At 67.1% G+C, this 26746-nt stretch carries 20 protein-coding genes; 9 read left to right on the top strand and 11 right to left on the bottom strand.

The genetic code is table 11. The annotated features are described in order from the left end of the window. Positions 1-865: 865 nt before the first annotated feature. On the top strand, positions 866-2131 hold a 1266-nt coding region (locus ACM9NP_RS15395; RefSeq protein WP_415647380.1), incomplete at its 5' end, for an endonuclease/exonuclease/phosphatase family protein. A gap of 132 nt (positions 2132-2263) precedes the next feature. On the opposite strand, the gene ACM9NP_RS15390 is transcribed toward ACM9NP_RS15395, so the two are convergent. Next, positions 2264-3205, bottom strand: a complete 942-nt coding sequence (locus tag ACM9NP_RS15390; protein ID WP_415647379.1) for a hypothetical protein — start codon at positions 3203-3205, stop codon at positions 2264-2266. A 130-nt stretch (positions 3206-3335) separates the two neighbouring features. On the opposite strand from ACM9NP_RS15390, the gene ACM9NP_RS15385 reads away from it, so the two are divergent. Beyond that, complete coding sequence (locus ACM9NP_RS15385; RefSeq protein WP_415647378.1) at positions 3336-3794, top strand: hypothetical protein; 459 nt, start codon at positions 3336-3338, stop codon at positions 3792-3794. 12 nt (positions 3795-3806) lie between these two features. On the opposite strand, the gene ACM9NP_RS15380 is transcribed toward ACM9NP_RS15385, so the two are convergent. Beyond that, positions 3807-4460 carry an HAD family hydrolase gene (locus ACM9NP_RS15380; RefSeq protein WP_415647377.1) on the bottom strand — a complete coding sequence of 218 codons (654 nt, stop codon included), beginning with the start codon at positions 4458-4460 and terminating at the stop codon, positions 3807-3809. Positions 4461-4762: 302 nt separating this feature from the next. On the opposite strand from ACM9NP_RS15380, the gene ACM9NP_RS15375 reads away from it, so the two are divergent. Beyond that, entirely contained in the window at positions 4763-4954 is a 192-nt protein-coding gene (locus ACM9NP_RS15375) for a hypothetical protein (RefSeq protein ID WP_415647376.1), read from the top strand. A gap of 53 nt (positions 4955-5007) precedes the next feature. Here ACM9NP_RS15375 and ACM9NP_RS15370 read toward each other — a convergent pair whose 3' ends face one another. Together ACM9NP_RS15370 and ACM9NP_RS15365 are read right to left on the bottom strand one after the other, a co-directional pair. Continuing rightward, the gene (locus ACM9NP_RS15370) at positions 5008-5580 is read right to left on the bottom strand and encodes a nitroreductase family protein (RefSeq protein ID WP_415647375.1); all 573 of its coding nucleotides are present in this window, start codon (positions 5578-5580) and stop codon (positions 5008-5010) included. A gap of 339 nt (positions 5581-5919) precedes the next feature. Then, a complete protein-coding gene (locus tag ACM9NP_RS15365) occupies positions 5920-6726 on the bottom strand; it encodes a hypothetical protein (RefSeq protein ID WP_415647374.1) in 807 nt (268 codons plus the stop codon). 339 nt (positions 6727-7065) lie between these two features. On the opposite strand from ACM9NP_RS15365, the gene ACM9NP_RS15360 reads away from it, so the two are divergent. The 6 genes from ACM9NP_RS15360 (at position 7066) to ACM9NP_RS15335 (ending at position 15211) form a co-directional block, all read left to right on the top strand. Further along, positions 7066-8331: an aspartate kinase gene (locus ACM9NP_RS15360; RefSeq protein ID WP_415647373.1), complete on the top strand. Its 1266-nt coding sequence runs from the start codon at positions 7066-7068 to the stop codon at positions 8329-8331. A 3-nt stretch (positions 8332-8334) separates the two neighbouring features. Continuing rightward, the gene (locus ACM9NP_RS15355) at positions 8335-9390 is read left to right on the top strand and encodes an aspartate-semialdehyde dehydrogenase (protein ID WP_415647372.1); all 1056 of its coding nucleotides are present in this window, start codon (positions 8335-8337) and stop codon (positions 9388-9390) included. Between the two features lie 426 nt (positions 9391-9816). Next, positions 9817-10191: a hypothetical protein gene (locus ACM9NP_RS15350; RefSeq protein ID WP_415647371.1), complete on the top strand. Its 375-nt coding sequence runs from the start codon at positions 9817-9819 to the stop codon at positions 10189-10191. A gap of 345 nt (positions 10192-10536) precedes the next feature. Beyond that, a complete protein-coding gene (locus tag ACM9NP_RS15345; RefSeq protein ID WP_415647370.1) occupies positions 10537-10953 on the top strand; it encodes a hypothetical protein in 417 nt (138 codons plus the stop codon). Continuing rightward, positions 10943-12016, top strand: a complete 1074-nt coding sequence (locus tag ACM9NP_RS15340; RefSeq protein WP_415647369.1) for a hypothetical protein — start codon at positions 10943-10945, stop codon at positions 12014-12016. The genes ACM9NP_RS15345 and ACM9NP_RS15340 overlap by 11 nt, the downstream gene beginning before the upstream one ends. A 96-nt stretch (positions 12017-12112) precedes the next feature. Then, a complete protein-coding gene (locus ACM9NP_RS15335; RefSeq protein ID WP_415647368.1) occupies positions 12113-15211 on the top strand; it encodes an AfsR/SARP family transcriptional regulator in 3099 nt (1032 codons plus the stop codon). 299 nt (positions 15212-15510) lie between these two features. On the opposite strand, the gene ACM9NP_RS15330 is transcribed toward ACM9NP_RS15335, so the two are convergent. The 7 genes from ACM9NP_RS15330 to ACM9NP_RS15300 all read right to left on the bottom strand — a co-directional run bounded on the left by ACM9NP_RS15330 (position 15511) and on the right by ACM9NP_RS15300 (position 26679). Continuing rightward, positions 15511-16803 (bottom strand): FG-GAP-like repeat-containing protein, encoded by a 1293-nt coding sequence (locus ACM9NP_RS15330; RefSeq protein ID WP_415647367.1) that lies wholly within the window; start codon positions 16801-16803, stop codon positions 15511-15513. A gap of 109 nt (positions 16804-16912) precedes the next feature. Beyond that, positions 16913-18205 carry an FG-GAP-like repeat-containing protein gene (locus tag ACM9NP_RS15325; protein WP_415647366.1) on the bottom strand — a complete coding sequence of 431 codons (1293 nt, stop codon included), beginning with the start codon at positions 18203-18205 and terminating at the stop codon, positions 16913-16915. A gap of 739 nt (positions 18206-18944) precedes the next feature. Beyond that, on the bottom strand, positions 18945-20687 hold the full coding sequence (locus ACM9NP_RS15320; RefSeq protein ID WP_415647365.1) for an ADP-ribosylglycohydrolase family protein: 1743 nt from the start codon (positions 20685-20687) through the stop codon (positions 18945-18947). Further along, positions 20684-21385 carry a DarT ssDNA thymidine ADP-ribosyltransferase family protein gene (locus ACM9NP_RS15315; RefSeq protein ID WP_415647364.1) on the bottom strand — a complete coding sequence of 234 codons (702 nt, stop codon included), beginning with the start codon at positions 21383-21385 and terminating at the stop codon, positions 20684-20686. The genes ACM9NP_RS15320 and ACM9NP_RS15315 overlap by 4 nt, the downstream gene beginning before the upstream one ends. Continuing rightward, complete coding sequence (locus tag ACM9NP_RS15310; RefSeq protein ID WP_415647363.1) at positions 21385-22833, bottom strand: 3'-5' exonuclease; 1449 nt, start codon at positions 22831-22833, stop codon at positions 21385-21387. Before ACM9NP_RS15310 ends, ACM9NP_RS15315 begins: the two co-directional genes overlap by 1 nt. A gap of 126 nt (positions 22834-22959) precedes the next feature. Further along, the gene (gene topA, locus ACM9NP_RS15305) at positions 22960-25740 is read right to left on the bottom strand and encodes a type I DNA topoisomerase (RefSeq protein ID WP_415647362.1); all 2781 of its coding nucleotides are present in this window, start codon (positions 25738-25740) and stop codon (positions 22960-22962) included. 426 nt (positions 25741-26166) lie between these two features. Then, complete coding sequence (locus ACM9NP_RS15300) at positions 26167-26679, bottom strand: hypothetical protein (RefSeq protein WP_415647361.1); 513 nt, start codon at positions 26677-26679, stop codon at positions 26167-26169. Between the last annotated feature and the right edge of the window lie 67 nt (positions 26680-26746).

The raw sequence follows: 26746 nt of genomic DNA, 5'->3' as shown, positions 1-26746 counted from the left end.
GGGCATGGGGCGTGCGGGGTGAACGTGCCGGGGTGAACGTGCGGGGTGAAATCGTCGAGCGGGATCACCGGGGCGGCGGCGTGATCGGTTCGCCGCGTGCCGTCCGGTCGCCTGTGGATAACCACGGGTAACCTCTGTGCCACGGCGAGGAGCTCGGCGAGTGGGGGATCCGACGTTCGTCGGCGCGGTTGTTCCCCAATTGTTCTCATACCGTCTTGTCGTTGTTGGGGTCGGTTCGATAGAAATAGCCCGCACCCTTCCCGAAAGAGATTGCCATATGCACACCCCTCGTAAGAGAGTGTTGTTCGCGACCGTGGCGGCAGCCGCCATCGGTCTTCCGTTGACCGCTGTTCCGGCGTTCGCGGCCGACGCGCTCACCATCGCGGAGATTCAGGGCGCGTCCCATGTTTCTCCCTACAATGGACAAGCTGTCGCGGACGTCCCCGGCATCGTGACCGCGGTGTCCCGCAACGGGTTCTGGATGCAATCCGCCACGCCCGACAACGACCCCGCCACCAGTGAGGGGATCCTGGTCTACACCAAGGCCCCGACGGTGGCGATCGGCGACTCGGTGACGGTCTCCGCCAAGGTCAAGGAATACCGGCCCGGCAGCATCGACGGCGCGAACCTCGCGGTCACCGAGCTGATCGAGCCGGTCGTGACGGTCGTCGGCACCGGCGAGCTGCCGGAACCGACGGTGATCGGCCCCGGCGGCCGGGTCGCGCCCGACGCGATCCACACCGCCAACCCCGGAGACATCGAGATCGATGGTGTCTTCGATGTCGACGCCAATGCCATCGACTTCTACGAGTCGATGGAGGGCATGCTCGTGCGCGTCTCGGACGCCGTCGCGGTCAGCCCGACNAGCTCCTATGGGGAGCTCGTCGTCCTGCCCGGCGGTGACGGAGCCAACCGCACCGATCGGGGCGGCGTCAAGGCCACCGAGGCCGACACCAACACCGAGCGCGTCATGCTGAAGAACCTGCTCGCGCCGCTGCCGAAGGCCAACGTCGGAGACAGTCTGCCGGGCGACATCGACGGCGTGCTCGACTATGACTTCGGCAACTTCAAGGTCAACGTCCTCGCCACTCCGTCCCTTGTTGACAATGGGCTGGAGCGCGAGGTGACCCGGGCGCACGAGTCCGACGAGTTGGCGGTCGCGACGTACAACGTCGAGAACCTCGACGCGGGCGACTCGGCGACCGTCTTCGCGCGGCACGGCGAGAGCATCGCGGTCAACCTGGCGTCCCCGGACATCCTCGCCATCGAGGAGATCCAGGACGACACGGGCTCGACCGACGACGGCGTCGTCTCCGCCACCGCGACCCTCGACCTGTTGGTCGAGGCGATCGAGGCGGCCGGCGGCCCGACGTACGAGTACCGCCAGATCGACCCCGCGAACAACATGGACGGTGGACAGCCCGGCGGCAACATCCGCGTCGGTTTCCTGTTCAACCCCGAGCGCGTCGACTTCACCGACGTCGCGGGCGGCGACGCGACCACCCCGGTCGAGGTCCGCTCCGAGAAGGTGAAGAAGGACTGCCAGCCGTGGTGGTGGGTCGGCTGCTGGTTGTTCGGCGGCAACAAGAAGACCGTGCCCGCGCTCAGCGTTTCGCCGGGCCGGATCGCGCCCGCCGACGCGGCGTGGGACGAGTCCCGCAAGCCGCTCGTCGGTGAGTTCGTCTTCGAGGGCGAGAAGGTGTTCGTCGTGGCGAACCACTTCGCGTCCAAGGGCGGCGACGACCCGCTGTACGGCCGTTTCCAGTCGCCGACGCGGATCAGCGAGGAGCAGCGCCACGCGCAGGCGATCGTCGTCAACGACTTCGTCAAGCGGATTCAGGACGTCGACCGCCGTGCCAACGTGGTCGTCCTGGGCGACATCAACGACTTCGAGTACTCGCAGACCGTCGCCGAACTGACGGCGGACGAGGCCCTCGCGGTCGGTTACGACCTGCTGGACGAGTCGGAGCGGTACAGCTACGTCTTCGAAGGCAACTCGCAGGTGCTCGACCAGATCCTGGTCAGCCCGAACCTGATGGACGATTCCGAGCTCGACGTCGTGCACGTCAACGCGGAGTTCGCCGACCAGGCCAGCGACCACGACCCGAGCGTGATTCGCATTCGACTGTAGAGGTTCATCGGGTCGGGCGGAATCCCGTTCGAACCCGATGCTGCGTAACGAATCCGGTGAGCCACCCACGCGGGTGACTCACCGGATCTCTTCGTTCTCCACCTGTCCGCGATCCCTTCTCGCGACGTCGCATCAACCGGACTCGACGACGGAACGGTAGGCGCGCATGGACCGGAGCAGTCTGAATCCGAGTCGTTCGAATTCCGCGGCCCGTTCCGGGCGGGCCACGATCTCCACATGAGATATGTCGTGGTTCGCGAACAGCAGTCGCACCGACGACGCCAACAGATCGTCGCGTACCTGGGACCGGCGCTCGTCCGGCAGGTCGGGATCGACGCCGATGTGTTCGATCAGGCCGGTCGACGATCCGGGGATGACGACGCGGGTGCCGTAACCGAGGACCGTTTCCCCTGCTAGGGCGACCAACAAAGGCACGTCGTCGGCGACGATCTGTTCGGCCGATCGATGTGCCTCCGGGTGCGTGAGCCGATGTATTCGCGCGAACGAGGCGAGGTGGTGCGGCTCGGCGGGGAGGATGACGTTCTCGGGTTCGGGTGTCTCCACCTCACGTCCGATGCTTCGGGTATCGAAGGCTCCGGCCAGGACCATGCCGTGGCGGCGCGCGAAACCCGTGACGGTGGCGTTGCGTTCGTCGCAGAAGACCTCGTGTTCGGTGTTCCGTGCGGGGATGTGCGGAGCCAGCGCGGCGAACAGCCCGTCGGCGATCGCGTCGTCGGCCGTCCAGGGCCCGTGCAGCCACGCGCGGGTCGAAACCGGGTCCCACTCGGCGATCATCAACCCGACCCGGTCGGCATGACGAACACAATGGGCGATCACCGAGCCCTTCTCCATGTTCGCGATCTCGGCCGACACCTCGTCGGCCCGGGTGCTCAGGTAGCCGACGTGCGCTGAGGCGTCGGCGTTGCGGTCGGCGATCCAGGCCGCCACCTCCGCGATTTCCGTAGTGGACAGTAGCGAGGTGGGCGTGGTGGAGAGGGTCATTCCTTCCGGAGTGGCCATATCGGACGATGCGGGGTCGAGCGCTTTGGCGGGGGCGTTGTCGGGGGTTTCCATGGTGATGGCTCCAAGATCGTGTGCTCGGTCTGGGCGGTATCCATCCGTCCACGTTCGAGTCCTCGGTGTTCTCGGGTAATCGGATCCGAGGAGAATCCGGATTGACGGCGCCGTCTAAGGTGACGCCATGATGCCTATCCAGCAGGGATACCCGAATGTGGGCGGAGCTTCGGGGCCCGCCTATCTGTCGGCCGTGCTGTTCGTGGTGTGCGCCCTCTTCTCGTTCGTATTGGCCTCGGTCACGATGGGCGACGTGCCGGTGATCGAGGTCGACCTCGCCGGGGTCGGCATGGCGTTCACAATGGACTTCACTGGCAATCGGGACTTCGGGATATCGGCGACGATCACGACCGGATGCGTCACTCTCACCGCCGCGGCGCTGATGTTCGCGCGGTTGCGTTTCGCCCGGTGGACGCTCGGCTCGATCGGCATCGTCGTCAGCTTGTACTACCTGATCGCGTTGTTCGTCTTCACGTCCCAGGAAGCGCCGATCGACCTGCTGATGCTCATGATCGTGTTCGGTCTGTTGTGGATCACGTCGACGGTCTTCGTGTTCCTGCCGGTGACGGCGCGGGCGCTGCGGCGCTAGCGTTGCCGCGCTTCAGAACCCGAGTAGGGACGGTACGTCCCGCATCGTCGTGACCACCTCGTCGGCGCCCGCGTCCCGCAGCCGTTCGGCGGAGGCCAGCGCGGCGTGGCCGATGACGCGCATTCCGGCGGCACGGGCGGCGGTCACCCCGGCGGTCGAGTCCTCGATCACCACGCAGTCCGACGCCTCGACCGCGTGCGAGGCGGCGGCGTGCAGGAACAGGTCCGGCGCGGGCTTGCCACGCTCCACCATGGATGCACTGTAGACGTTCGCGTCGAACAGGGACGCCAATCCGGTGAGGTTCAGGCGAAGCGCGATCTCGTCCGGGGTGCCCGATGACGCGATGCAGTAGTCGCTGCCGCGGGTTCGCAACGCCTCCACCAGTTCGCGGGCCCCGTCGACGGGAGCCAACTCGCGGCGCAGCACGGTCTCGCAACGGCGTTCGTACTGGTGGACGAAGTCGGGGGGCAACGCCCGACCCAGACTCGCTTCGATGAGGCCGACGCAGTCGCTGGTGCGTTTGCCCATGTAGAGGGCGACGGATTCCTCGAAGGTCGTCGGCAGGCCGTGCTCGGTGATCAACGCCGCGAACACCACATTGGAAATACGCTCGGAGTCGACGAGCACGCCGTCGTTGTCGAATATGACCAGGCGGGGATGAGACACGTGAGTCCTTTCATCGTGTTGAGACGAGCGTCATCGAGATCGACGCAGCGACACCTGTCACTGTCCAATGCGGCGGGGCCGCCGCCCGGCTAGGCTTCGTCGGGGTGATCGCCTCACGCCGCAACGGAGCGGTCAACGGTCAACACGCACGAGCCTGACACGGCACAACGTGACGGTGGCGAAACGTGAAGCGAAAGAGTTAACAGTCACAGCGCTCGCATGTAACGGCGCGGTGATGTGGCGCGTGTCTGATGGGGCGGACACGACGGATCACGCATCGGGCAGAGAAGGGCATCGGGTCGATGAACACAACGAACACGCTGGAACGGCCGCGCGCGACGCGCGAACTACTTCCCACCTCGCGACAGGTCGCGAGCGTGGGCCGGGTCATGTCGGCGGCACTGTCGGCGGCCGGCTCCTACGCCGGACGGGCGGGCGCCACCGCCGTCCTGTGGTGGGCGTTCACCTCCACCACGGCCCATCCCGACGAGTGACGCGTTCGGCCGGCCCGTGGGCCGGCCGACGGCGGCGACGTCTCGCCCGGTGCTCAGTCGCCGATGACGAGCTCGTCCAACGCGATGCGCTGACGGGGAGCGACGTCGGGAGCGCGGACGTCGTCCTCCAGGACGGCCGGATCGCCGGCCGTTCCGACCGCTGCGATCGTCGTCGGCACCAGCGTCTCGTCGAGCCCGAATTCCGCCGCCAGTCCGGCGGCGTCGAAGCCCGCCATCTGGCGCACCGTCAGTCCCTCCGTCAACGCCTGGAATGACAGGTGCGCCATCGCCTGGCCCAAGTCATAGGCCGCGAACGGAAGCGGGCCCTTCTCGTTGGCGGTGAGCCGCACCCCGACGATCAACGCGGCGGCCGCCGCCGCCCACTTCTGGTTCCCGGGGTTCAACTGCGCCACGACCCGCTTGAACGTCACGGTGCCCGTGCGCGCCACGATGAAACGCGACGGCTGGGTGTTGCCGCAGGAGGGCGCCCAGCGGGCCGCCTCCAGCAGCGACGCGACCTGCGCGTCGGTCAGCTCCGAGTCGGCGAACGCCCGCGTCGAATGACGATTCGCGAGCAGCGGATTGATGGGGGACGAGGTGACCGCTCGACGGTCCAGTGAATTCATTAGGCCAGGCTAACTTGCTCGACGACCGTCGCCGCCGCCTCGTGAGGCGTGACGGTGGCCCGATTCACGAGCCACCGCCGCCACACAGCGCGCGACCCCGCTCGGTACCGCGCCCTAGAGACCGTCTCGCCATCCGGCAGATCGGATCCGGCGGCGTCGCGGCGTACATGGTCGAACCACTGACGCGGCTCGACGGACATCGACCGCGTTGCCTAAGCCCCGCCGCGCTCCATCCAGCACGTCGGAAGGCATGCCGACACCGGTACGCAGGAACCTCTCCGCCTCGCCCGGCGACACCCCGCCACTCGCCTCACCCGGCGTGAGACGACGGGACGGCCTCTAGTCGTCGGCGGGCTTCTTCGACGGGCTCGGCGAAGGCGTCTTCGACGGCTTCGGGGACGGCTTCGGCGGCGGCGAGGTGCTCAACGGCTCGTCATCGGTGACGACGGCGGGCAGCTTCGCCCTCGATGTCGGCGGCATGACCTCACCCGACAACCGCAGCGACCCCCACGGCGAATCCACGGCCGTGATGACGCCGTCCTCCGCCAGGCACAGCGTCGACGTCGGGATCGGCGCGTCCACCGTCACCGAGTTGCGTTCCATCGAGAAGCACCGACTCGCCTCGTCTCCGTCCACGAGCGGCTCCGCGTACGCGATCGACAGCGGCGCCGTCCGCGACAGCAACACGTCGATCCAGTCCGTGAACGGATGCTGGACGAGCGGGTCGAACCGGCGAGGAACATCCTGCTCGGGCTTGGCGACGCGGGCGCACGCGTTCGTCTTGTCCAGAACGCACTGGAACGTGCCCTGTCGATTCTGGACGATCGAGATGTCCTGCTTCCCGCCGAGCGCCCCGCCCGGGACGTCGAAGCGCCACGACCCGTCGGTCGCCAGTGAGGCCGTCACGATCACCGTCTCTCGGGACCGGGTGAACTCGTAAGCGGCGATGTAATGCCGGTCCTTGGCCACCGCCGCGAGGCCCGTCATCACCCCCGCCGCCTCGGACGAACCGATCGGCGCCGTGGCGCTCGGAGCGGGCGCCACCTGCGGAGACGGCGTGTCATCGCCCGACGCGGAGCCGTTGCACGCTGAGCCGAGACATAGCAGGGACGCTACCGCGATGACAAGTGGTGAGAGTCGACGCACGCTGTTATTCTGCGCACGCGGCGTGCCGGGCGCCACGGTGCCGCGCCGACACGACCGGTAACCTCTTCTGCTAACCAGAGGTTGCCCCGATGCCTTCGGGTCGTGCGGCAGCACGCCCGAGCGCGTCAGTCGGTCAGGCGGAGTCTCGTCGACGTACCGGTCCGCCGGTTCGACGGTCCGCCCGATGGCGCCCTCGTGTCGCCGTGGCCGAATCGCGGGTACCGAGGCAGCCTCTCACGAGCCCGCCACGACGATGTGGTGCGCTACGACTTCGGTTGCGGGCGTTCTCCGTCGAACGTCGGGGCCGGTAGCCGACAGACGAGAGAAAGCGGTGCTTCAGTGGCGCTTGTCGTCCAAAAATACGGAGGATCCTCGGTTCAAGACGCCGAACGGATCAAGCGAGTCGCCGAGCGCATCGTCACCGCGCGAAAACGCGGGAACGACGTCGTCGTCGTGGTCTCCGCGATGGGTGACTCGACCGACGAACTGCTCGACCTCGCCGCCCAAGTCTCACCACTTCCGCACCCGCGCGAACTCGACATGCTGTTGACGGCGGGCGAGCGCATCTCGATGGCGTTGCTGGCGATGGCCATCAACAACCTCGGCTACGAGGCGCGTTCGTTCACGGGTTCCCAGGCGGGCATGATCACGACGTCCAAACACGGCGACGCGCGGATCATCGACGTCACCCCGGGCCGGATCCGTGGGGCGCTCGACGAGGGCGCCGTCGCGATCGTCGCCGGGTTCCAGGGCGTCGCGCAGGACACGAAGAACATCACGACTCTCGGGCGAGGCGGGTCCGACACGACCGCCGTCGCGCTCGCGGCCGCCCTCACCGCCGACGAGTGCGAGATCTACACCGATGTCGACGGGGTGTTCAGCGCGGATCCGCGCATCGTCCCCGACGCCCGCCGGATCGACCAGATCACCTACGAGGAGATGCTGGAACTCGCCGCGTCGGGAGCGAAGGTACTGCATCTTCGCGCCGTGGAGTACGCGCGCCGGTCGGGGCTGCCGCTCCGCGTCCGCTCGTCGTATTCGAACAAACCCGGAACGCTCGTGACCGGTTCAATGGAGGATCTTCCCGTGGAACAAGCACTCATCACCGGTGTCGCTCATGACCGCAGCGAAGCCAAGATCACCGTTCTGTCGGTGCCCGACGAACCGGGCCAGGCCGCCGCGATCTTCGCCGTCATCGCCGAGGCCGAACTCAACATCGACATGATCGTGCAGAATATCTCCACGAAGGACTCCGGGCGTACGGACATCTCGTTCACCCTGCCCAAGGACGACGGCCCGACCGCGATGGCGGCGCTTCAGAAGGCCCGCGACCACATCGGATTCTCCGGTCTTCTCTACGACGACCACATCGGCAAGGTCTCCCTCGTCGGGGCGGGCATGCGTTCGCACCCCGGTGTGACCGCGACCTTCTGTAAGGCGCTGGCCGAGGCGGGGGTCAACATCGAGATCATCTCCACATCGGAGATTCGCATCTCGGTCGTCTGTCGGGACACCGAACTCGACGCGGCGGTGTCCGCGGTACACCGCGCGTTCGAGCTCGGGGGTCAGGAAGAAGCCGTCATCTACGCCGGAACCGGAAGGTAGACCATGCCGAAACCAACACTGGCCATTGTGGGCGCCACCGGCGCCGTCGGAACGATCATGCGCGACGTCATCTCGCGTCGAGACGACGTGTGGGGCGAGATCCGGCTCGTCGCGTCGCCCCGCTCGGCGGGGCGCAAGCTGCGGATTCGCGGCGAGGAGGTCACCGTCCAGGCACTGTCCGAAGAGGTCTTCGACGGTGTTGACGTGGCCCAGTTCGACCTGCCCGACGAGGTTTCGGCCCACTGGGCTCCTATCGCGGCGGCCAACGGCGTCATCGTCATCGACAAGTCGGCGGCGTTCCGGATGGACCCGGACGTCCCACTCGTCGTGCCCGAGGCGAACCCGGAGGCCGTCCGCGACCGTCCCAAGGGGATCATCGCGAACGCGAACTGCACGACGCTGGCGCTCATCCCCACCCTCGCGCCCTTGCACGCGGCGTTCGGCTTGAAGTCGATGACCGTCGCGTCCTACCAGGCCGCGTCCGGTGGCGGCAAGGACGGCATCGACGCGCTGTACGACCAGCTCTCGGCCATCGCGGGAAACCGCGACATCGGATTCCGTGCCGGTGACGTCCGCGACGCCCTCGGTGAAGGCGCGGACGCGGCGTTCGGTTCCCCGCTCGCCCTCAACGTCGTCCCGAAGGTCGGCGGTTGGAAGGACGACGGTTGGACGTCCGAGGAACTGAAGGTGCGCAACGAGACCCGCAAGATCCTCGGCCTGCCGTCGCTGGCGGTGTCGGCGACGTGCGTGCGGGTTCCGGTGGTCGTCGGGCACTCGCAGGCCGTCCACGCGACCTTCGACAGCCCCGTGACCGTCGCGCAGGCGCACAAGCTGCTCGCCGACGCGCCCGGTGTCGTCCTCGTCGACGACCCGGCGGCCGGCCGTTACCCGACCCCGATCGACGCGGCGGGCCTGGACGACACCTTCGTCGGCCGTATCCGTTCCTCGTTGGACTTCCCGAACTCGCTCGACTTCTTCGTCGTCGGCGACAACCTCGTCAAGGGCGCGGCCCTGAACTCGGCCCAGATCGCCGAACTGCTGCTTCCCGAGTTCTCCTGACGGATCCCGGTGGGGAGGCCGGTGTGGCCTCCCCACCTCACCCAACGGTCCTTTCTCACCCTGAGTCGACCGTGACGAGCGTCGTTCGATTTCCCATGTCCCGGTGAACCTTTCGACGGCCCGGATCCGGTTGGTGTCGCCTGAGGACATCTGTGGCACCGGTCAACCGCGGATTCTCTGTCTCCTCGACCACTCGCCGTCGGCGCGGGAGGGCTTGTGGGCCGTCGTGGGCGGTTTCGCGGGCGTGTACGTTGCGGGAGTTCAGCTGATCGGTTGACGTCGGTTCAGTCGCTCGTCTGTGAAGCTGGGATGGCGGCGATTCGGGTGGTGGCCACCGGGGGCGGATGCCGTGCCGTTTGTCGGCGCGGACACTGTCCCGGGGGTGAGCGCTTGCCGCCGCAGCGGTGCTACGAAAGGGATCGATATATGTCCAGGACTCGAAGTCACCTCCGGCATGCCGCGATCGCCGCGAGCGTTGGAGTCACCTCTCTCACCGGTGCCGTCGTCACCACGACTCCGGCCGCCGCGGGAGACATCACGATCCAGACAGTGTGCAATCAGGAGATGTCTCCTGTGGTCGGTGGGGCCCGCGCCTACTGGAAGGCCGAGTGCGACGACGGCGACATCTTCGTCACGGGTTGGGTCGAGGACACGTCCGCGGACGGAAAGTGCGGCCAGGTCGAGGCCCTCATCAACGGCCTGTGGGAACGCAGCCGGAAGGCCTGCCCCAAAGGCGAGGTGGAGACCTTCACGCTCAGCGGTGACGGCTACACGGCCTACGTGTACTTGACCAACAAGTAGAGGTGTCGTCGCCGCAGGCCGCGCGAGACGGACGTCAGGACGTCCCGCCGCGAGTCTGACCGACGCGGTCGCACCGATGTCGACACAGCTCCTGGCGTGCGTGAGCACGACAGGAGCCTCGACGGCCTCCGAGGACCGAGGCGGTCCGGTTGTGGGCCGGTCGTCGAACCGCTCGCCGACGAAGCCGTCCGAAGCAACGCGTACTCCGGCGCGAACCGCGAGCGCCGGGAACCCCTCGCCCGCACCACGTCCGACGCTGTGCCCATTCGATGGCCAATCCGTGGTGCACGGGGAGATCATCGCCTCCGCACGACACGACAGTCGTCGCATGTGGAGGAATTTATGATGACGAGACTGACCCGCGATGTCGCCGCGGCGAGAGAACGCCTCGTTCTCTCGGTCCAGCGACTCAACGACGAACACGATCGACTGTGGACCGATCTTCGGGCGAGAACCGACGAGCGCCTGCGGAACCTGGATCAGGACGACGCCGACCCCGACGTCGACACCGTCGCGCCGCAGTTCCGCGAAGCGGCCGAGAAGGTCGACGACGGCGAGCTGACGTGGGATTCGATCATCGCGGGAACGACGGACGACCCGGTCGCGATCGTCGCGCGCGAACGCGTGACCGCTCGCCTGGAAGTGCTGCGGGACATGAAGACGCACCAGGCGGAGGGCGTCCCCGCGCGGCAGGCGTTCGAGGCGGCCTACCGGACACAGCTGTCGCGAGCCCGGGCGAAGGACCAGCGGCATGAAGGTTGAACCGGAATGGCTTCGCGGATACGCCGACTACCTGCACGAGGACGAGACGCTGCACCTGTCCGCCGCCCTGGGTTACTGCCGGCAGCACTGCCAGGACTTCACCGGGCTCGACGGCGTGCTCTACCTCTACCGTCCCGCCCTCGACTTCCTCGTGACGCAGATGGAGCAGGTCACGTCGAGCGCGCAGACGGGCCTCGCGACCGTCCAGTCGAACCTGCGGACGTCCGCCGACGCGTACGCCACGACGGATCACGCCTCGGCGGACGCGCTGGCCGCCTCCGCCATCGACCTCGGGGAGGACGGCGAGTCCGAGCAGCTGACGAGCTATGTCGAGTCGGACGTCGGCTGCGCGGACGAGTACGCGCACGACACGCACGTATACCGCGATCCGCTGGAACAGGACGCCGCGAAGGTCTTCCGGGACTGGATCACCGAGCAACTCGACACGTTCGGGCTCAATGATCTGCTGAAGGAGTATCTCGGCATCGATTTGTCCGAAGTGGTGCTTCCGATCGTCCTGGGCAACTGGGGCGCCTTCTACCGGCTCGCGGACGCGTGGACCGAGGTGTGCTGGGGCTACCGCAAGATCGGCGAGGACATCGACAACGGCATGGACGTGCTGTCGACGCACTGGGACTCGAGCGATTGCGGCAACACCGGGGCGTCCCAGCGCTTCGACTATCACATTCGCGAAGAGTGGGTGCCGGGCTTCGAGGCGATCGACCAGGCCTGCGTCGCCATCGCACACGTCTGCGACCAGATGGGCTTGCTCTGGGACACCAGCGTCAACGGTCTCATGGCCTATCTGGACATCGGCTTCAAGGCGCTGGTCAAGGAGATCAAACGGCTGCTGTCCATAAGCAGCGTCAAGGATCTGTTCAAGAACCTCGACGACATCTGGCAGCTCGTCGAGGGCATCGTCGAGGCGATAGAGAGCGTGATCCGGTACTTCGAGACGCTCGCCGAGGAACTGGTGCACGGCTTCCAGACCTGGGTGGAGATCTTCCGACTGTTGCAGCGCTACTTCGGCGGCGACTTCGAGGTGTTCGAGACCGCGGCTTGACCCCTCGACGTCACTTTCGTTGGGGCGCAACGCACCACGCGGGCGTGGCGGTGCTGTCGTAGTCTTCGGTCGCGGACTGGGGAGCGGAGGCGAGTCATGGAGTTTCGGATTCTGGGGCCACTGGAGGTCTCCGACGGCGCGGCTTCCGTGCCGATTCGCGGACGTCATCACCCCAAGGTGCTCGGCCTGCTGCTGAGCGAGGCCGGGAAGGTGGTGCCCGCGAACCGTCTGATGGAGGGCCTGTGGGACGACACGCCCCCGGAGACGGCGTTCTCCCAGGTCCAGAACATCGTGGGCGCCCTGCGGCGGCAGCTCGGTGTCGGCGGGGCGCTGGTGGAGACGGTCGGACAGGGCTATCGGATCGCCGTCGAGTCGGAGCGGCTCGACGCGTCCCGGTGCGAGCGGTTCATGGCCCGGGCCCGCCGTGACCGCGCGGACGGGAAGCCTGAGGAGGCGCTCGCCCAGGTGCGGGCCGCGTTGGACGAGTGGCGCGGTCCCGCGCTGGCGGGCCTCTCGGGGCGCATGATCGAATCGATAGCCGCTCGGCTGAACGAGTACCGCGTCGCCATCGTCGAGGAGCGCGTCACCCTCGAACTGCAGCTCGGCGAACAGCGGGGTCTCGTCGAGGAGCTGACGGGTCTGATCGCGGAACACCCGCTGCACGAGGGACTCCGGGGCCACCTCATGCTCGCGCTGTACCGGGCCGGCCGGACGAGTGACGCCCTGGCGGTCTACAACGACGCGCGCGAACAACTGTCGCATATGGTCGGTCTTGATCCGGGGCGTCGACTGAGCGACCTCCAGGGGCGGATCCTGCGGTCCGACCCGACGCTCGACGAGTGCCGGAGAGCGACGGCCGTCCCGCAAACCGACACCGAGTCGAGCGCCGCCGACGGTTCGCGCCCGCCGGACTTCCTGCCGAGCGAGGTGAGCCAGTTCGTGGGCCGGGACGATCAATTGGCGAGCCTCGACGGACTCCTGTCCGCGCACGGCACCGGATCGGCGATCATCACCGCCGTGTCCGGCGGCGGGGGAGTCGGAAAGACCGCGCTCGCGGTGCGCTGGGCGCACCTTCCGCACGTTCGGGCGAATTACAAGGACGGAAGCCTGTACGTCCAACTTCAGGGCTTCTCCGCGCACACCCCGATCACGGCGGAGGACGCGGTCGACCAACTTCTCAGGCAGCTCAACGTTCCTGGATGGTCGAACCCGTCGAACCTCGACGAAGGCCTGTCCCTGTTGAGAAGGAGCCTGGACGGGCGGCGAATGTTGATCCTGCTCGACAACGCCCGCAACGCCGAACAGGTCCGTCCACTATTGACTGCGCTACCGTCCTGTCTGGTGGTCGTCACCAGCCGCGATCGCATGACCGGGCTGGCGGTGCGGGAGGGTGCGCATCAGATCTTCGTCGACAGACTCTCCATGTTGGAATCGATCGAACTGATCAGGGAACTGTTCGACGCGGACGTCGCCACCCGCAACCCCGAGGCCATCCGCGAACTGGCGGCGGTCTGCGCGAGGCTGCCCCTCGCCATCAGGGTGGCCGCGGCCGGATACCGCAACACCCATCCCGACACCCCACTGTCGACCTATGTGGAGGACATCGCAGCCGACCGGCTCGGAACCCTCGACGCCGACGGCGATCCCGACGTCGCGCTGTCCGCCGTACTGTCCTGGTCGCTGTCCGGCCTCGCCCCCGACGTCATCACCGCGTTCCACGAGCTCGGCCTCCATCCCGGCCCCAGCCTCGACCGTACCGCCGCCGCAGCCATCATGGACACCACCGACGTCGCGGCCGCCCGCATGCTCCGACGTCTACAGGCGGCGAGCCTCGTCGAGGAAGCCGCACCCGGGCGATACGTCATGCACGACCTGCTTCGCGACTACTCCCGTGAACACACGACCCTGCCCGAACCCGACCAGACCGTCGCCCGCGACCGTCTACTCGACCACTACTCTCGAGCTCTCGGCAGCGAGATCGTCACCGCCAACGCTACCCGTGCCGAAGCGAACTGGTTCAGCGGGGAACACGCGGCACTCATCGCGTGCCTCGCCATCCCCGGCACCGTCGGCCACAGAGTCCGATTCGCGCTGCGCCTCGGATACCAGCAGAAACTGTGGAACTTCAGCCTCGACTGCCGACCCACCTACGAACACGCCCGCGACCTGGCCACCCCCGGCACCGTCGAATACTTCCGCGCCGTCGCCGGCATCGGAAACGCCGCGACCTGGACCAGCGACTGGGACACCGCGTCCCGATGCCTCAACGAGGCACTCGGAGGCTTCACCGCCCTCGGCGACCTGAACCAACAAGGCTGGGTACTGCGCGACCTGACCGAACTGTCCACAGGGCGCGGCGAATACGCCGCGGCCCTGGAGTACGGCCACCGCGCGCTCACCGTGTTCCGCGAGGCGAAGGACCTCGGCGGCGAAGCCGACGCACTCGTGTCCCTCGCGTCTCAGGAACGAACCGCCGACCGCTGCGAATCGGCCCTCGAATACGGCACGCGGGCCGTCGAACTCGCGCAACGCCTCGGCCTGCACGACATCGAGGCCGAGACCAGATCCGTTCTAGCCGACAGCGAACTGAAACTCGGCCACGTCGAAGCCGCCCGAGAACACGCACTCGCCGCGCTCGCCATCAGCCGACGACGAGGAGAACGCGCGACCCAGGCGTCCGCGTGCCGCAGGTTGTCACGCGTCGCGTTCGCGATGCGGGACCTCGACGCCGCCCTGTCCTACAGCAGTGAAGCCGTGCGGCTGTTCGGGGAACTCGGGGACCGGATGGGACAGGGCGTCGCCTGGCATGATCGAGGCGAAATGCTATTCGCGCGCAAGGACTTCCAGGGCGCTCGGGAATGCCACGACCGGGCGAGGGACATCTGTCGCGAGCTCGGCAATCGCGTCGGAGAGGCGTCGACCGGCAAGGCGCTGGGGGACGTGCTGCTGGCCGAAGGCGACTCCGCGAAGGCCATGGAGTGCTACCGGGCGGCACTCGATCGGCTCGGAGAGGTGACGGTTCCCCGCCTACGAGGCAGAATCCACACCGGACTGGGTCGCGCGGCCGCAGCCGCCGGAGACGTTTCGACGGCGACCCGGGAACTGCGTCGGGCTCTGGAGATCTTCGAACAGACCGACGCCACCGACGCGATCGACGTACGCGAGGCGCTCGCCGAACTCACGTGTGCCGATTGATGGGTGCTCGCGTTTTCCGGCTTGGTGGGTCTCCCTTTCCGTTTCTGCGGAGCGCGTTCGTCTCGTACGCCGCCCCACCAAGCCGAAGGTGGTTGTGTTCGGGCGGAACTCGCGCGGTTCCACCAAGCCGAAGGTGGTTGTGTTCGCGCGGAACTCGCGCGGTTCCACCAAGCCGAAGGTGGTTGTGTTCGGGCGGAACTCGCTCCGGCCGCCGCAGGAGTTCGCCTGTCGGAAGACATGGAACGGGACGGCCGGGACGCCCCAGCGGGGTGTCCCGGCCGTCCCGGAGAGGAGTGTCGTCAGAGGACGTGCTTGAACGTCGCCCAGCCGTGTCCGATCTGGATGGGGCTGCTCAGGCCGGAACCGTTGTGCGGGTAGTACCAGAGCTTTCCGGTCGAGTCGACGCCGAGCACGTCGGCTTTGCCGTCGCCGCTGAAGTCGGAGGCGATCACGTGCTTGAACGCGCCCCAGCCGTTGCCGATCTTGGCGGGGCTGCTCAGGCCACTGCCGCTGTGGGCGTAGTACCAGAGGTCGCCGTTCGCGTCGACGCCGATCACGTCGGCCTTGCCGTCGCCGCTCCAGTCCGCGGCCACGACGTGCTTGAACGCGCCCCAGCCGTGTCCGATCTGGACGGGATTGCTCAGGCCGTTTCCATTGTGGGGGTAGTACAGGAGTTTCCCGGACGAGTCGACGCCCAGGACGTCCGCCTTGCCGTCGCCGCTCCAGTCCGCGGCCATGACGTGTTTGAACGTTCCCCAGCCGTTGCCGATCTGCTGAGCCGCCGACAGCTTGTAGCCGTTGTTCGGGTAGTACAGGAGTTTCCCGGATGAGTCGACGCCGAGAACGTCGGCGGCCCCGTCACCGCTCCAGTCGGCCGACATGACGTGTTTGAACGTTCCCCAACCGTTGCCGATCTGCTTGGCGGTGGACAACTTGTTGCCGTTGTTCGGGTAGTACCAGAACAGTCCGGACGAGTCGACGCCCAGCACGTCCGAGTGGCCGTCGCCGCTGAAGTCGGACACGCGCTCACCGTCGGCCCCGCGCCCGGCGCTGGCCTCGGCGATCATCGCGCGGGCCTTGGCCTCGGCCTGGTCGTAACGGTCGGGGTAGGCGGACCGCTGGACGCTCTGCGCGAGTCGGCCCGCGGTGTAGCCGGGGTTGTTGCGGTCGTTGGGAATCGCCTGGTCGAGGAACCTGTTCGTCGCGTGGTTGACGTCCAGGCACAGGGAAGCCGGGTCGCACCAGCCTTGGCTGGGGCGCTGCTGGAACACGCCGAGGGAGTCGCGGTCACCGCAGTTGAGGTTCTGCATGTGCGACTCGACCCAGCCGGCCTCGAACGTGGCGAGCAGGACCTTCGCGGTGACGCCACGGCTCTGCGCGATGTCGTAGATCTGCCGGATGATCGCGGGGTCGTGGTTCGGTGGGACGGCGCACTGGATGTCGAAGAACTCGGCGTTGGCGACTTCCGGCGCCGGTTCATTCGACGGGTCGGCCGTTGCCGGTGGGGCGCCAAGGCCGAGAGCGATGACCACGGTCGCCGTGGCCGCGACGGTGAGGGCACGTAGTCGGGCTTTGCGGCTACGAAGTGACATGGTGAATTTCCTCCAGGGGATGGTGGAATGCCGGGACTGCGGCTCGTGGCGTGAGCCGATTGACCACCGGTCGGCCGGGGCACCAGATACGGGCACCCCGGCCTTTCGGTCACATGACGTGCTTGAACGTCGCCCAGCCATGCCCGATCTTGACGGGCGTGCTGAGGCCGCTTCCGTTGTGCGGGTAGTACCAGAGGTTGCCGTTGGCGTCGACGCCCAAGACGTCGGCCCTGCCGTCGCCGCTCCAATCGGAGGCCATCACGTGCTTGAACGTTCCCCAGCCGTTACCGATCTGGACGGGGGTGCTGAGGCCGTTTCCATTGTGGGCGTAGTACCAGAGCTTGCCCGCCGAGTCGACGCCCAGGACGTCCGCCTTGCCGTCACCGCTCCAATCGGCCGCCATGACGTGCTTGAACGTTCCCCAGCCGTGCCCGATCTTCGCCGGGCTGCTGAGGCCGTTTCCATTGTGGGCGTAGTACAGCAGGTCGCCAGAAGAGTTGACGCCCAGGACATCGGCCTGGCCGTCGCCGCTCCAGTCGGCGGCCATGACGTGCTTGAACGTTCCCCAGCCTTGTCCGATCTGGCTGGGGGACGACAACCTGAGGCCGTTGTTCGGGTAGTACAGGAGTTTCCCTGATGAGTCGACGCCGAGGACGTCGGCGTGGCCGTCGCCGCTCCAGTCGGCGGCCATGACGTGCTTGAACGTTCCCCAGCCTTGTCCGATCTGGACGGGAGTGCTCAGGCCGGCGCCGCTGTGCGGGTAGTACATGAGCTTCCCGGCCGAGTCCACACCGAGGACGTCGGAGGCACCGTCGCCGCTGAAGTCGGACACCCGCTCGCCGTCGGCCCCGGGAGCGCCGCTGGACAGCCTGTTCTGGCTCACCGGCGCGTAACCGGTCGGATAGCTGGTGCCGGTCTCCACCGAGTTGGCGATCTCGCGGCTGATCTGGCTGTTGCAGTAGACGATGTTCCAGTGCAGGTGCGGACCGGTCGAGTTTCCGGTGCTGCCGGAGGTGCCGATCTGCTGGCCCTGAGCCACCCGGTTTCCGGTGTTGATGATCGTGGTGTTCAGGTGGGCGTACTGGCTGCACCGGTTGTTGCCGTGGTCGATGAGCGCCATGATGCCGCCCCCGCCGCTCGTCCACCCTTCGAAGTAGACGGTTCCGGCGGCCGAGGCGACGATCGGTGTCCCCGTGGGCATGGAGAAGTCGACCGCGTGCCGGTTGTAGTCGTCGTTGTGCGAGAAACCGCTACCCGGCGTCTGGGTGATCGTGTACGCCGATCCGGCCCGGTAGGGCAGCTTGAACGGCGCGCCGGGGGCCGCGTTCGCGGTTCCCAGCGGGACCATGATGCCGAGTCCGGCGAGAAGCAGGGCCAGGCCGACTGCGATTCTTCGACGCATGAGCGCCTCCTTGCTGGGTGGGGCGGGAGGTGTTCGGGCGAGTTACCGACAGCGCGAACCCACCTCCATGAGGGACAGACCGTCGGGCGAACGGATTGACATCAGAGAATGTCCCAACATGCCAGAGAATGTCAATAGAGCCATTGATCCACTTCACTGCCACTTAACAACGGCATTCAATTCGGACGTCGATCGACAGTTTCTCGGCGGAGCCCCGATGGCGAATACCGGTCGTTCGGGTCGCCTTCGGATTCGCCGGGACGACACGGCCGTGGCGGTCGGCGAGACGAGGCGACCTCCACATAGGTCTGGTGATGGACCTTCCCGAACGCGGCGATGACCTCGGTCAACGGCACGGTTCTTCCGTTGCTCGGTTCGGGCCCGGTCTCCAACGGTGGGCGGGTGGCGGACCGTGACCTATCCTCATCCATAGTGGGCGAAATGACGCTTTCGAGTGCCTCGCGCGGATAGGCCGCGTCGACCTCGCGTCGCATTCGTCCAATGCGTCGGGAAGCGCTTCGACGAACGCGGATCTCTGGTAGCCGACGTCGGGCCAACGCTGCTCGACGTCGGCCACGCTGAACTCGGAACGCCGCCACGTCGATTCGCGACGACAACCGACACGCGACGACCACCCCGGGCGGCCGGATCGGACTCAACGGTGGCGCCATCCGGGACCCTCATGCCGCCGCGACGTCGGAAGGCCCGGACCCCAACGGCATGCCGCCGGAACGGGGCCTCAGTCCGTTGGAACGACTGGGATCGCGGCTACCCGGTAGCCGTTCGGGTCGCGGAGGTAGGCCGGTTCGTTCGGTTCGGTGGGGCGTCCGCCCGCCGCCTCCCCGAGTCGGAGCGCGCTGACCCAGTCCCACGCCGCGGCGGCGTCCGACACCTGGATCCTGAGAACCGTGAACGCGTCGACGGCGCTCCTCGTTCGTTCCGCGGTGGACTCGACGAAGGTGAGCTCGTCGGAGATCCGCAGTTCGTCGTCGGACGGCCGATGGACCTTGAGCCCCAGGACCTGGTCGTAGAAGTCGGCCGTTCGAGCGAGGTCCTGTGCGGGAAGGCGCAACTGGACCGTCGCGACCGGCGGCGACGAGGGGTCGACGGTCGCGCGTGAGGGCGTCACGGGTTTCGGAAGGCGCACGTCGATGACCGCCGTCTGTCCATCATCGATGGTGACGGTCAGGCGTCGAACCTTCGAGGACAACGGCGAGACGGTCGCGATCGTCGCCGTTCGCCCGTCCGGTAGCCGAAGCGCGTCATCGGCGTCCATGTCCGCCGCCGAGTTCAGCAACGCGGACGCGAGGCGTCCGGCGTCTCGGGCGTCGCTCGCCGTCGTCGTGAGGTCGGGGAGGGTCGGGTCGTCGGCTTCGCCCTGTCGCCGTCGGCGGACACCGTCCAACGCGCAGGCCAAGGCATCGAGATAGGCGGAATCCTGGACACCCTCGGAGAGCGGCGTCGGCCAATCGTCGTCGGAGGTGAGGGCCGCCAGCGCGGCGGTCATCGACGCCAAGGTGTCGGTATCCGCCCCGACGAGGAAAGCCGAGCGCGCCAACGCGTCCACCGGAGATTCCGCTCGGGTGGCGCAATGGACGGCCGCTACTGCCGTGACATGCCCCGCGCCGTTGCGCGTCGGATCGAAGCAACCGAGTCCCGTCAGCACGGAACGGTCGGTGTCGACGCTCGACGGGCCGGCGGTCGCGACATGCCGGAGCAGGTCCCGTGTCTCGGTCCGTGCCTGCCCCCACACGTCCCGGAACGGCTCGCCGGTGACGTCCCTCCAGGTCTTGTACCACTGCGGATGAAAGGCTCCCATGGCGATGTCCATGTCGGACCAGACGGAGTCCTCTTCCAATGCTGCCACGAGCTCGGTCGACTCGACTCCCGTCAGCAGCGACCTCAGCGCGGCGGCGTACAGGGTCGCGCCGATGAGCGCGCGCGGATGGCCGTGGGTCGTGAACCCGTCGCGAAGGACACGGTGCGTCAGTCGATGCGGGTCGGTCTCCACTATGGCGTGGGGCAGGATTCGCATCGCGACGCCGTTCGCCCCCGCGTTGGCGTACTGGCGCACCTGCTTCGTGCGCGTCGCCGAGGTCGGCGGCTTCCACGGGGGGACGCCGGCCGACCAGCTCCGCGCCGCGGCGAGGACCGCGCGGCCACCGCCTCGCTGATGTAGTGGCCACGACGGTAGTTCGCTCGCCGTCCATCGTTGCCACCAGTCGTCGCCGAGGCAGGCGCGCCCCACCGCCGCGAGCAGTTGGGTGTCGTCGCTGTAGGAGCCCGCGGCGACCGGATCGTCGTAGCGGTGAAACCGGGACCCCGCCTGACGCGTCCACGCGAGGAATCCGGAGGTCGTGACGTTCGGAGTGGTGCCACGGCGGACCCGTTCCCACGGCCAGCCCATGGCGTCACCGATCGCGGCGCCGAGCACGGCGTTCCGGATCCTTCGGCGGTTCGACTGGCTCTCAGCGGTCGTCATGTCGCGCTTCCCTGTGGCATCCAATGTTGTTCCGGGACACGGCGTCCCGACCGAATCGCCGCCGTCAGCGGCTTCGCCTCGAAGAACTGTGGGGCGACGATCCACGGTGCCGGGCCGTCCACCCCGATCATGTTCAGCCGGGTGCGGAGCTTGACCGCCTCGGCGTCAGACCCGACGACTATCCCACGGATGTCCGACACCGATATCGATCCGGGTACCAGCACCTCGGCCTGGAGATCCGTTGGCGCGGAGGGCAGGTGCCGGGGACCGCGCGTGGATTTCCCTACCGTAGGGGCAAAGCAGGCGCGCAGGCCCTCCGCGCCGGGCTGGAGCAGGGCGCCGCGTTTGGTGGCGGCGTTGAGAGGGCTGAACAGTACTCCCGGGCGTGCCGCCAGCTCCGGATCGAGAAGGAGGCACACCCAACCCTCGTAGTTCTGGTGGTCGGGGCGCGTCTTCGCGGTGTTGAAGTAGAAGGCGTTCGGGTATTCGATGGAGCAGCACGTTTTGTCGCGGTGGCCGTCGTAACGGTTTCCGTCGGTGGGGGAGAACGTGCCGGAGGGCTCGGCTTCCAAAGCGGAGCGACTGCGTATCTCGCCGACGATGAGAATCTCGCCGAGAGCGCGCCTCGGAGTGAAATGGACGAGTCGCGTCAACCCGAGCCGCCGGATGTCGGCGAGGACGAAGAGATCGAGTGTCACTAGTCGGCACCCACCCGTCGATAGAGGGATTCATCGGCGGGAAACAGGGGCGACAGTTTCCCCGAGTACGTCACGAGGAGACGCGTTCGGGCCCGGGTGATGCCGACATAGAGCTTCTTGAGCTCGCGGCTCGTGAGTTCGTCCTCCTCGGAGGTGCCGACGCCGACCCTGACGTTGCCCTCCCCCCACAACGGCATGATGACGGTATCGAACTCGAGGCCTTTGGCAGAATGATAAGTGCCGCACCAAATGCCGGTACGATGTGTCCATATAGCCTTGTCCTTGAGGTGGCGCGCCTCCGGCAAGCTCTCCTTGATGAGTTCGACTTGTCGCTTGGTATGGGCAAGCACGACGACGCTCTCGCGGTTCCCGCGGGCCCTAGCGGCCTTGGCCACTCGCTCCAACTCCGCATCGAAGTTCGCTTGACGCAACACGATCGGCAGTCCGCCTTCGCGTTTGGGCTCAACGGGTTCGACGAGTTCGTCCTCCGTTCCCGCGAACGTCGGGTGCTTCGCCACCGCGACCGCCAAACGGGCGATCGGCGTGCTGTTACGAAAGTTGTCGGCGAACCGTTCGACCCGACGGTTCCCCAGATTGATGCCGCACGATCGCCAGGACAGATGACTCCCGTACATCTGCTGCGCATAGTCGCCGAAGAAGGTGATCGAACCGTCCGGACGAACCATGTTCACCAGCGCCCGGATCTCTTCGGGTTGCAGGTCTTGGCCTTCGTCAATGACGATGTGTTGCCACGGACGGTCGTTCGGGTCGTGTGGAAGTTGATCCCGGACGGCACACCCGACCAAACTCAGATCGAGGTCGAGGCCTCTCGCCTGTCGGTATCTCAGGTACTCGTCTCGGGCCGCCCAGACGGTCTCCCGTTGTGGTTGCCCCAACGCCGTTCCACGCCCGGTGCGTTCGATCCTCAAGTACTCCGAGAGAGTACGGACCCCGTTGCCGCCGATCCAATCGAACTCCTCCCGGAAGAAGCGCATGGGGCGGTCGGAAAGGTTCGTCCGTGTCTTGGAGACGACCGCGGTCGCCTTGGCGATGAGAGCGTCGCGTGTCTTTGGATCGCAGGAGCGGCCAGTGATCCCGCGGGCTTTGAGGTATCCCATTGCGGCCTTGTGGAAGGTCGACGTGGTGACGTTGACCGGGTCGATCCGGCTCGATGCCTCACGCGTGAGGTGGTCGAGATAGTTGACCAGGGAGTTCGCGAAGGTGACGAGGAGAACCGGTGAGGGTTCGCCTCCGAGCATCGCGGCGCCGTCTCGGGAGAGGGTGACGGCCCGTACGACCGCCATGAGGGACTTTCCGGTGCCGGCTGTTCCGAGGACGACGACGTGTCCCTGGGATCTGAGGTCGACTACCTGCCGTTGACGTGGGTTGAGTGGAGGCAGCATGGAGCCCTTCGGGGTGGGGGGCAGAGCGTGACCACTCGTGATCACAGCGAACATGTTACCGACTCAAGACGCGAAAAGCCATATCGGACGTATATCCGATATGGCTTCGAGCGTTGACATCCACGACGGCGGTCAGGTGTCGCTTATGGAGCGAAGCTCCGGTTCGGGCGGTCAGTCCGTGCGCGGGTCGCCCGTCTTCTTCTTGGCGGCGGCCCGCTTCGCGGCGGCCTTCTTCACCGTCTTCGTGGTGGTCGTCTTCGAGCTCTTCTTCGTGGCGGCCTTGGCGGCGGTCTTCTTCGTCGCCGTCTTCTTGGCCGTGGTCTTCTTCGCCGTGGTCTTCTTGGTCGCCTTCTTCGCGGTCTTCTTGGCGACGGGGCCCTTGGAACGGCGTTCCGCCAACAGTTCCGACGCGCGGTCGATCGTGATGTCCTCGATCGTGTCGGTCTTGCGCAGCGACGCGTTCGTCTCGCCGTCCGTCGCGTAGGGACCGAAGCGGCCCTCCTTGATGACCACGGTCAGTTTCGTCGCCGGGTCGACACCGAGATCCTTCAATGGCGGCTTCGCGGCGCGACGCCCACGCTGCTTCGGTTGAGCAAGCAGGGCCTTCGCCTCGTCCAACGTCACCGTGAAGAGCTGCGGCTCGGACTCGAGTGAGCGATAGTCCTTGCCCTTGACGACATACGGACCGAACGGACCCAGGCCCGCGAGGATGTCCGTGCCGTCATCGTCCTTGCCGATGAGGCGCGGCAGCGAGAGCGCCTTCACCGCGTCCTCGATGGTCAGGTCGTCGACGGTCATGTCGGACAGCAGTGACGCCGTCCGCTCTCCACAGGTGACGAACGGGCCGTAACGACCGGTCTTCACCGTGATCATCTCGCCGGTCTCGGGGTGCGGTCCGAGTTCCCGCTCGCCGGTGCCCTGTCGGTACAGCTCCGCGACCTTCTCGGGTGTCACCTCGTCGGGCGCCATCGACTCAGGGATCGACACACGTTCGCTGGGGGTGTCCGCGTCGTCGTCCGGGTGCGAACGCTCCAGGTACGGACCGAACTTGCCGACCCGCGCGACGATGCGCCGCCCCTCGTCGTCGGTGAACAACGGGATCGAGTTGACGCCGCGGGCGTCGATCCGGCCCAGCTCCTCGGCGACGAGATGCCGCAGGCCACCGGCGGCGGCGACCGAGCCGTCGTCGCCCTCACCGCCGAAGTAGAAGTCCCGCAGGAACTTCAGCGACGCCGCGTCGCCCGCCGCGATGTCGTCCAGTTCGGACTCCATGCCGGCGGTGAAATCGTAGTCGACCAACTGTCCGAAGTGCTTTTCGAGCAGGCCGACGACGGCGAACGCGAGGAACGCCGGGATCAGCGCCTGACCTCGCTTGAAGACGTACCCGCGATCCTGGATCGTGTGCATGATGGACGCGTATGTGGACGGACGCCCGATGCCGCGCTCCTCCAGCGCCTTCACCAGCGACGCCTCCGTGTACCGGGCGGGCGGCTGGGTCCGGTGGCTGGCGGGCTCCAAGGTGTCGGCCGTGAGCGCGTCGCCGCGCTCCAGCTGAGGCAGGCGCCGCTCCGCGTCGTCGGCCTCGCCCTCGTCGCGAGACTCCACATAGGCCAGAAGGAAGCCGGGGTCGGTGATCGTCTTACCCGACGTGCCCAACTCGCAGGCCTCGCCCGTCGTCGTCTCAACACCGATGCGGACCGACGTCGAGTTCCCGACCGCGTCCGTCATCTGCGACGCGATCGTCCGACGCCAGATCAGCTCGTACAGGCGATGGTCCTCAGTCGACAGTTCGCCCTTGAGTTGGTCGGGAGTGCGGAAGACGTCGCCCGCCGGACGAATCGCCTCGTGCGCCTCCTGGGCGTTCTTCACCTTGCGCGCGTAGCGACGCGGCTCCGCCGGAACGTAGCGCTCGCCGTACAACTGGCCCGCCTGTCGGCGAGCCGCCGCGATCGCCGTCTCCGACAGGTTCGTCGAGTCGGTGCGCATATAGGTGATGTACCCGTTCTCGTACAGGCGCTGCGCGATCCGCATGGTCTGCGCGCTCGACTGCCGCAGCTTCCGCGACGCCTCCTGCTGAAGCGTCGACGTCATGAACGGCGCGTACGGCCGCCGACGGTACGGCTTGTTCTCGACCTTCGTGACCGTGTACGGGCGATCGGTCAATCGCGCGGCGAGACCGCGCGCCCCCGCCTCGTCCAGGTGGACGACGCCCGCCCGCGCGCGCCCGGTCGCGGAGTCGAAGTCCTTGCCGGTGGCGACGCGATCCCCGTCGAAGGTGATCAGGTTCGCGGTGAACTTCGCGCTGTCCTTGGTGGACATGTGCGCGGTGATGCCCCAGTAGTCGGCGGTGACGAACTTCATCCGGGCGCGCTCGCGCTCGACGACGATGCGGGTCGCCACGGACTGGACTCGGCCGGCCGAGAGCCGGGGCATGACCTTCTTCCACAGGACGGGGGAGACCTCGTAGCCGTACAGGCGGTCGAGGATGCGCCGCGCCTCCTGGGCGTCCACAAGCGATTGGTGGATCTCGCGCGGATTCGCGACGGCCTGCTGGATCGCGGACTCGGTGATCTCGTGGAAGACCATCCGCTTGACGGGGACCTTGGGCTTCAACGTCTCCAACAGGTGGTGGGCGATCGCCTCACCCTCGCGGTCCTCATCGGTGGCGAGGAACAGTTCGTCCACTTGCGCCAACGCGTCCTTGAGGACCTTGACGTGCGCTTTGCGGTCGGGGTTGACGACGTACAACGGCGTGAAGTCGTTGTCGACGTCGACACCGAGCCGCGCCCACTTCTCCTTGGCGTACTTGGGGGGCACTTCCTTGGCGTTGCGTGGCAGGTCGCGGATGTGGCCGAGGCTGGACTCGACGATGTAGCCGTCACCGAGGTAGCCGGCGATGGTCTTGGCCTTCGCCGGAGACTCGACGATGACCAGGCGTTTGGTCGAAGCCACTGCTGTACATCCCACTCGTCAGATCAATAAGGTCATGGCCGATTGTGCCCGGACCAGTCGTTAAACGTAACGTTTCACGCGTGATCCGGGTTGCGCCCCCCGTCACGAAGGGGACCCCACGCCCGGTGGTGACGCGTCGCGGGCGACGCCGCGTCACCTCGCACCTTATATCTAAGGTATCGACGCGTCGGCATGGTGAGTCGAATGTGAGCCGCTGATCAGACGTCGCGCCGTCCCCCCGGCGCGAGTGTGACCCGCCCACGGACGTCGGTCGACGGCGCTGCGGGAGTCCGCGCATCCCGGTCGCCTCAACGCATTCCGCGCGTCTACGGCGTCGCGATGGGCGTTCGCAGGGGCCAATGACGGACCGACCGGGAACATGTCGGATTCGTCGCCGATTTCCCGACGGCCGGACACGCCCCGTCGTCAACGACACGCGTCGACGTCGGCGAACGCGGCCTCCAGCTCGGCCGAGTTGAGTTCCGCGACCTGCGGGATCGCCGCATACGCCGTGTTGAGGTCGGCCATCACGTTCGCGACCTCCTCATAGAAGTCCGCGTTCCCGGCCGAAAGCGCCCGCAGCGCGTCGTGCGCCTCGCGGTACGCGTCGCGGGTGGCGCGCAGCGAGTCCGCGAAACGCTCCGCGATGGATTCTCCATTGTCGACGTCGGGGATGCCCGCGCGTTGCACGTCCCGCAATGCCGACTCGGTCGACTGGGCCGCGCCATTGAGGAGCGCCAGGAGTTGGTCCTTGGTCTCCTGCGGCGTCGACGTGTCGCTGATCGCCTCCCCGGTCTCCGCCGCGAGCGTGTCGATCTCGGTGCGCCACGGATCGAGCGCGACACAGACGTCTGAGGCCCAGTCGGTCGCGTCGGCGGTCGAGCTACAGCCGGTCAACGCGAGAACGACGGCGGCGGAGATGAGTGGACGGACGCGCATGCGCCAAGGATGACAGGGGCAGGCAAACGGCGGACGCGCCTCGCTTGAGGCACGCCCGCCGTGAGTC

The organism is Stackebrandtia soli, from assembly GCF_965137155.1.
Classification (GTDB): Bacteria; Actinomycetota; Actinomycetes; order Mycobacteriales; family Micromonosporaceae; genus Stackebrandtia; species Stackebrandtia soli.
The sequence above is the reverse complement of the archived record's forward strand: the minus strand, read 5'-3'. Positions and strand labels throughout refer to the sequence as shown.